At 66.3% G+C, this 826-nt stretch carries 1 pseudogene; it reads right to left on the bottom strand.

The features are described from left to right. A pseudogene (locus E6R62_RS37585) lies at positions 1-809 on the bottom strand (IS5 family transposase); the annotation flags it as partial. Between the last annotated feature and the right edge of the window lie 17 nt (positions 810-826).

Here is an 826-nt window from a genome sequence, read left to right as displayed (position 1 = left end):
GTATGAAGTGGCGGTCTTCTCGTAGCGGGTGGCGATGCCGCGGAAGCCTTTGAGCTGGTTGAAGCTGCGTTCGACGGTGTTGCGGCGGCGGTAGATCTCGAGGTCGAATGCTGTCGGTCGGCCACCTCGGCGGCCTCGGTTCCGGCGGTGCCGTTTCTGGTCGTCCTTTTCCGGGATCGTGTGTCCGATGCCGCGTTTGCGCAGGTAGGCGCGGAATCCGCGCGAGCTGTAAGCCTTGTCGGCGATGACATGGTCCGGTCTGCAGCGGGGCCGGCCAAGGCCGGTGCGGGGTACTCGGATGCGTTCGAGCAGAGGTCGTGCGCAGATGCCGTCGTGTCGTTGGCCGGGAGTCAGCAGGATGGCCAGGGGCCGGCCGCGGCCATCGCAGGCGAGATGGATTTTGGTGGTCAGGCCTCCGCGGGATCGGCCGAGGGCGTGATCGTCCGGTTCGTCCGTCCGGTGCTTCCCCCTTTTCGGCCGGTGGCGGCGGCGTGCTGGTGGGCGCGGACGATGGTGGAGTCGATCTGGACCAGCCAGTCGATGTCACCAGCCGCGTCGGCCTGGGCCTGGATCTGCTGCAGTGCCCGGGTGAACACTCCGTCGATGGCATAGCGGCGGAAGCGGGTGTAGACCGACTTCCACGGGCCGTAACGTTCCGGCAGGTCACGCCAGGAAACCCCGGTCCGGATCTTGTAGACCATCCCGTTGATCACCCGGCGGTCCTCCACCCGAGGCCGGCCCCTGACAGCACTCGGTATCAGCGGAGCCAGCAACTCCCACTCGGCATCGGTCAGTTCATGGCGACGGATCACGAAAACATGATCCA

It is taken from the genome of Streptomyces sp. A1136 (genome assembly GCF_004795055.1).
Taxonomy (GTDB): Bacteria; Actinomycetota; Actinomycetes; order Streptomycetales; family Streptomycetaceae; genus Streptomyces.
This window is presented reverse-complemented; position numbering and strand designations above follow the sequence as displayed.